General features: G+C 35.6%; 4 protein-coding genes and 1 pseudogene. 4 read left to right on the top strand and 1 reads right to left on the bottom strand.

What is annotated here, in order from left to right:
- The 4 genes and pseudogenes from GGR08_RS08055 to GGR08_RS07350 all read left to right on the top strand — a co-directional run.
- Positions 1 to 196: hypothetical protein (locus GGR08_RS08055; protein WP_425485759.1), on the top strand; the 196-nt coding region annotated here is incomplete at its 5' end.
- Positions 138 to 2694 (top strand): annotated as a pseudogene (locus tag GGR08_RS07360) (DUF6990 domain-containing protein). The gene GGR08_RS08055 and the pseudogene GGR08_RS07360, both read left to right, overlap by 59 nt.
- A gap of 107 nt (positions 2695 to 2801) precedes the next feature.
- Positions 2802 to 3152: an HNH/ENDO VII family nuclease gene (locus tag GGR08_RS07355; protein ID WP_183194679.1), complete on the top strand. Its 351-nt coding sequence runs from the start codon at positions 2802 to 2804 to the stop codon at positions 3150 to 3152.
- Between the two features lie 271 nt (positions 3153 to 3423).
- On the top strand, positions 3424 to 3894 hold the full coding sequence (locus GGR08_RS07350; protein ID WP_183194678.1) for an SMI1/KNR4 family protein: 471 nt from the start codon (positions 3424 to 3426) through the stop codon (positions 3892 to 3894).
- Positions 3895 to 4959: 1065 nt separating this feature from the next.
- On the opposite strand, the gene GGR08_RS07345 is transcribed toward GGR08_RS07350, so the two are convergent.
- Positions 4960 to 7338: type ISP restriction/modification enzyme (locus tag GGR08_RS07345; RefSeq protein ID WP_183194677.1), on the bottom strand; the 2379-nt coding region annotated here is incomplete at its 5' end.

Below are 7338 nucleotides of genomic sequence, written 5' to 3'. Positions count from 1 at the left end.
CTTGGATCCGCAAACAGCATCTGTTGCTTCTAAAAGAACTTCTGTTGAAGTGGCAGAGGAAGTGGATGAAGCAGATGACACTGATGATCGTCTCACCATGGAAAGTGCTCATGCACTCACAAGGAAAGTGAAATATAATGCAAACAAAAGATGTTGCAGAAATTTTAAAAGGACTTGGTTGGGAGCCTTATCGTGATGAAGTGGGGGATACCTTTGCGTATTATCATCTTCCCGATCGCATTGTCGGCATTGGCTATGATATCAAAAATTATGGAGAGAGTGGCAAAGAGTTTAGGTTGTCTTCTGACCTCACTACTGCTGCCTATTGCCTTGTTTGGCAATACTCTAGAGGTCAAGAATCACGGCGTAAATATGAAGATGTGCTGTTTTATGCAGAAGAGGATTTTAATGTTAAAGCTCCGGATCTTTCCGAAAACCATATCACAACTGCTTTAAACAAAGTGGTTGCATGGGCACAAGCACAGGATATTGAACAAAAGTTACGTGAAAAAGCGGCCAATCATTCTGCCGTTGCACAAGCATTGCTTGGCGATATAGATGCTTTAAGGTCTGATGAACCTATACCCCAATTATTTGTGCCAGAATTTTCTGACTATGAGACAGTAACGTCGTATGATCGCCTGCTTTTTTTTGCACAGGCCTATAAAAATGGAGAGTTAGATGATATTCTAATGCGCAAAAAAAACAAAAAGCAACAGATGAGCCTTACCGCAGCAATGCGCATTCTCAAAACACAAGGGTGGTTTGCCACAGAACCCGGAAAAATGTGGCTGGTTTTGCCCGACCGCTTCATTCAATTTGATTTTGGCTTTATACGTCTCCATGACAATTACAATGTTCGTCTTGAAGCGGAGATCTCCAATGAAGAGATTTCTGTGGCTTGCAAATATATTCACCATAGTTGGGAGTATCGATGCATATCTCCTACGGAGATTTATGATTCTTTTAATACGATTGGGGGGGGGGATTTATAGTTATATTGATAAAGGCATTGATATTTGTGTGGAGACATTAACTGAGCAAGAGTTGACACAAATCTCTGAGCGGGTGATACAGTGGGCACGTGCCCAAGATTTACAAGCATCAATAGAAAGCAAAACACGTATTCAAAAGTATAGCTATACACCAGATATTCCTTGGCATTTGGCTTGCTTAGCATTAACCGGCCAAATTGATGTCCTGAAATTTTATCAAAATCTTTTAGAAGCAGGTACAATTTCTGAATATTTAGAAGACAGTGAAGTGGAGAAGTATGTTAATCACGCCGTACAATTTGCTGAAGACCATCTGAAAATCCTTAATGAGCGAAAAGCCATAGATGATCATCTCAGTTTGCAAGATTTGTCTTTTCTGAATACAGTTTCTGAAGACTTAAAAAAGATGGACTGGACAGTTTATCGTGATAAAAATTACAATCGCAATGCTTATTTTATAAAGAAAGATCGTATCATTAATATAGTGTACGACCTTGATAAAAACGGAGAGACACCACTTGTTACCTTCAAGGTTTCTCTTTCAACACTTGGTTTTTCTACAGCTTATCGATCTATTTTCATCAATACTCCCCAATATGCCGTTCTTAAAGAGTTAGAAGATATATATACTGTGTCTGGTAATGAAGTTGATGAAGGTAAACTGAAGCAGATCTGTGCGGATATTTTGTGTTGGGCTGATCGACAAAATGTTAATCAAATCATCTATGATTATGCGGCTTTTCCCCCAGACAGTGAATATGATCTTATAATACGCCATTTTATTGCGCTTATTCTGATTGGAGATGTTGAGAGGCTTAAGTTTTATAAAGAGAATTTTAGAAAGGGAAACTCTTTAAGCTTTGTGGAAGGTATCACGAAATATACGATTGACAACGCTCTTACTCTTGCACGCCGTTATCGGACTGGTTTTCCTAAAAACGCTCCGATTTTAAGCTTGGATCCGCAAACAGCATCTGTTGCTTCTAAAACAACTTCTGTTGAAGTGGCAGAGGAAGTGGATGAAGCGGATGACACTGATGATCGTCTCACCATGGAAAGTGCTCATGCACTTTTAAAAAGTCTAGGCTGGTCAACCGAGAAAATCAATGAGAATGACCATATGGCAAGCTATCAATTGGCTGATCGTGAAGTAGATATTCTTTATAACGACGAAATTGCCAAAGACTACCCGCAATTTGATAGCGCCTTTATGATTAGCACGGGCATTTTGGCTTGTGCTTGCAAATTCATTGATCCTACCTACACGGAAGATATTCCAGATATACAGCTTAATTTTGAAGCCAAGGGACTGGAAATCTTTGAACCAGAAGTCACTGCGGATCGCTTAAAGCAAGCACTTGATGATGCGCTAGAATGGTCAGCCAAAGAAATTGACCTTTCTGAAAGACTTCACTCTGACTATGGTATAGCTCCTTGGGCAAAGGATGCAAGGGATAAGGGGGATGATACAGATTATGCTTTGCTTCATCTTGGCACTCTTGCTTTATTAGGTGATGTTGAAACCTTACAATCTTATCAGCAAAGTTTTGCAAGAGGGGATCATCTAGGCTTTGATGACAGCATCAAACAGCTTCATTTTGAACGCGCATTAGTTTTAGCCAAAGAGGTGTCAAAAACCAAACAACTCAGTTACGCTGTAATTGAACAGGGTGGAAAGGATTATGACAATCACTCATAACTTTCTAGCGAGGAATAATCTCGCTCTTGGAAGGAGAGTTGATTAAGCTTATTAGAACAAAGGAATACATTGATTATTTTGAAAAAAATCGAAGGGGGTTATAAATCATGAAATGGATAAAGAAAAAAATGATGGGGGCAGAAGAGCCTATGGAATTTAAAGGTAAAAAAGTTTATCAGGAAGATGAACTGTTTGAGCCTGAAACGGTTTCTTCTTGGAAAGAAAAAGGGCAAATAGTAGCAGGTACCAATGTGGAAAGAATGGCATCAGGAAGATCTCCTATTGGAGTCGATTGTAGGCCTATTATGCTATATCCTATGACACAAGAACAAGATAGTCCTATTGTTGAGGTTCTCTACTCATTTTATCAAGACAAAAGTTTTGTTTCTCATATGAAGCCAAAGACAAGTTTTATCAGAAAAGTTATTTGTTGGATTTCAAAAAAAGTTTCTAAGTAGAAAAAAAGGAAAAGGTCATTATTGCAAATATTGGAGTAATATCCCTAAAAGGTGCTCTCTAAGTTTTCATGATCATCTCCTTTAACTACAGCATATATTGTAAATGCGAGATAATTTTACAGGTTTTGATGAGAAAAGAGCACCGTCAAGAAAATAACCCTTATGATTCTATCAATGTAATTCCAATTTCATTGGCTATAGTAAAGAAATATTGATCAGTAGAAACACTAAATTATTAGTAAAAACACGCTGTAACTTATGGAGAAAAATTATGAAAAGTTATACTTTATCAGATGTTGCGCAATATATTGATATGTATAGTCATGCTATTAATTTTGGTACAAAAACTAATGCACCTGATGATGTACGGATTAAAACAGCTGAGAATAGTCTCGCTTTACAATTTACTTCTTCCTACAAGAGTTTTTTAAGAAATTATGGAGGAAGAGAAATAGGAGGTGAAGAAATATTCAGTATTTATGAAATCTGTTCTGGTATTCCTGCTGGTGATATTGTTTACCGAAATTTACTCGATAGAAGAGATGGTTTTACGCATCCCAAACAGCTCGTTGTCTGCACAACTGATTTTGGTGAAAGTTTTTACTTTGATTATACACAGTTTCGGGATAGTGAGTGTCCACTTTATCTTAAGTTTCCACCTAGCGATCCCCAGTATTATGCAAGTAACTTTTATGAATTTCTCTGTAAAAGAATTAAGGACCATGCAGGGGAGGCTTCATGAAAATCTATACTTGAGATGATGTTATACAACAATTTGATACATATGATAATTGTAATTTAGAGACTGTTATGAAAACACCAAAAGAGAGATTGATCATTATAGAGATGGGCAAAATCCCTTTTAATAGACCGTGTTAGTTGTGTCAGTCCTGTTTAGACCCTATAATTATTTTTTTTTAATGAGAAAAAGTAAAAATATTATATTTCAATAGGTTAATGTCTTTAAAATACAACCCATATCAAGAATACAATCTTTAAAGATAACCAATGATGTGAATTGATTAAAACTTGTCAGTTATGTGTCAGTAAATTGAACTGACAAAAGTGATCATTTTAGTGAGTGATTAAAACACATCTTATGAAAAGCATATGAAATTAAAAACTGATTACGTTATCAAAGTCCCTTTTATGAATTTTAATCAGTTCTTTTGAATGATAACCTTATGATTTAGAGAATGATTACAACGTGTTTTATAAAAAGCATGTGATCCTTTAAAGCCTTTCAAAAGATAGTTTGTAACTCATAAGAAATGCTATAAAGACCATTATGGTTATGAGTTTTGAGAATTTTGAGTATTTTGAGGGTTCCTTTTACTCCCCGTTATATATTTTTTTTAAATAGAAAAATAAAAGTTATTATATTTCAATATATTAGTATTTTAGAGATACAATCTATATTAAAACACAACCTATAAATACAACCCATGATATATTTTGAAGGTATTTTGAGGGTTTGAGAAACCTTCAAAACCTCTAAGTAATATAAGAAAATGAATATATATAACTCTCTTTAAACAAAGCTTTTGATAACAAAGCTATCATTTTAGATTACGGTATAATCTTTTAAAGGCAATGTAAAAAAATCTAATTCTATTTAAGAGTGGGTTTCTTAAAAGTCTTAAAGCAATCCAAATAAGAGTATCTAAAAGTGCAAGTTTCTTCTTTTTAGAATAATGCATATAAACACTCCTTTTAAAGCTTATATGTAAGTAACTTAACAAGAGAGGTATAGAATACCCTATACCCCTTATAAAGTTAACATACCTATCATGTGAGCATGGCAAGTCTATTCAGTTTCTCTTATTTCTAATTTTGGTAGGTTCTTAACAATTTTCATGGTTTCTAAACTTACGGTAATAACCCTTTGAAACAACTCTAGAGGGTAGGCAGGGTTGCCAACGGTTTCAACAGCATAGCGATTGACATCATTCACAATACCGCTTTTTTTATCAGTCTTAACACATTGACGCTCCATAACCCATTCAAGAGCAGGTTTGCCATTAACGATATACTCATAAGCTTCAAGAGGGATATCTGTCATGGTAATATTGCTGTTGTAAAAAACAGTCGATTTATCCTTTTCCTTACTATTCCCAGAAAATTTCATTTCTGTAACGTAGTAAAATTCTTCGGGATTAGAGATATCAGTCAGTTTTGGATTACCCTTTTTAAAGGTCACTGGATAAGGCTCTACATCTTCATAATTTACGTGCAAATGACCCAGTTTACGCCCTGCTGTTACAAACTTCCAAAAATCACCAGCACTCTTTACACAAGGGATACGAGGCAATTCTTTGCATAAATTATCAGCATAACGAGCACGGTAATCTTCCGAATGAAGTAAACCGTAAACATAATAGAATAAATCATCTTTTGTTATGGTTTGATTAGGATAAGCGGCTTTAAAATGTGCTAATCCTTCATCCGTAATGGCATCACGGCGTTGTAAACCAGCTGTTTTACTTTCTTCTGTAGCATTTGCAAACAAATGGGATTGTTGCTTACTTTTACCTTTTGAAACCGGAGTGTCTTCGTAAATATAGCGTGGAAAACATTGACCTTTTTCTATTGCATCTAGATTAGGCAAATCTTCAGACATAAGAACAGAAAAACCACACATTGCTCCTACACCTGTAATTTGAATCACTTTATTTTCAACTGCTTTTCCCATCAGAAATATACGAGGCATTTGAAAAACTCTATGATTAAAAACACGATTGTAATAGAGCCATTGCTTTGTAAATGAACGATAAAGACTTTGAACTAAACAATTACTTTCAAATTCGGAAAATTTGCCTCTTACAAACTCTTCTTTTAGACTACTACTCCAACTTATTTTGCTCTCATCTGTATTGACGAAATTATCTACAGCATTTTTACGTATTCTGCGATCAACATGTCCATAAGCAGCATTAAAACGTTCTACTTCACTATTATAGAACGCAATCGTATTGTGCATATTCTTTGCTAATATTTTACGGCTTGAGTTGTATGCCCAAGCATCACGACTAGTTTGTACACCGCAAGAAAATGTTGTAAAGAGCTTTTTACCATGACCTTTTTTGTCACCTTTATCACCTATAGCTAAAAAGGTTTTGAAATTGTCATCACGTTGACCAAGCCAATCACCATGCTTGTCTGGTATAATTATTTGCCAACCTTGTTTGCTATGTGTAATACCATCAATGCTACCAAATTTTTTAATTGTCTTAAGCTTGTCCTCTCTTGTGAGGTAATCGCCAATATCACGAAAATATATCTTACCATGCTGTTGTGCATTTGGATTTTTGACCAAAATAGAAATCGCTATAGGGGCTCGTGATCCTTCACCAAAGATTTTACCTCCTTCTTTTTGAGAAAGCTCTCCAGAAGTTCGTTGATTACCACGTAAATGGAAAATATAAAGACTGTTAAATTCCTCAACGAGACACTTGCGTAAACCATCCATAGATTTTGCATCTACAAAGCTTGCATTTGTAACAAAACCAATCACACCACGGTCTTTTATACGGTCACTAGCCCAGCGGATTGCACGAATATAGCTATCATAAAGACTTCGTATATTGGTTGCTTTCGATTGAACGGCATATGTATCACGAATACGGTCATCTAATATCGGATAAGGTGTATTCTTTGCATTATCATTTTCACTTTTTTGTCCTACCGAATAAGGAGGGTTACCAAAGATAACTTTAATATCCAGTTTCTTTTGATGTTCTAAATATTCACTGTTGTCTTTGAATAATTTTTGCAGAAGGTTCTTCTCTTCAAGCATCCGAAATGTATCTGTCAAACCAATATGCTTAAAAGGGATATACTCACCTTTCATGATACTATGATACGTCGATTCAATGTTAATCGCGGCTATGTAATAGGCAAGTAAAACAATCTCATTGGCATGGATATCATGACGGAACTTATATTCCATATCCTCTGGTTTGATGAGATCTGATTGTAAAAGCCGTGTAATAAAGGTTCCAGTTCCCGTGAAAGGGTCGAGGATAGAAACACCCCGTGATCCCAAGCTTTTTCCAAACTCTTGCTCTAAAACATCATTAACGGAATGAATGATAAAATCAACAACCTCAACGGGGGTATAAACAATCCCAAGCTTATCTGTGGTTTTCTTAAATGCCTTGGCAAAAAAACTTTCATAAAGTTTGAT

Origin of the sequence: Bartonella fuyuanensis, assembly GCF_014197255.1 — a bacterium.
Lineage (GTDB): Bacteria > Pseudomonadota > Alphaproteobacteria > Rhizobiales > Rhizobiaceae > Bartonella > Bartonella fuyuanensis.
Note: the sequence above shows the minus strand (reverse complement) of the source record. Positions and strands in the feature narration are given on the sequence as shown.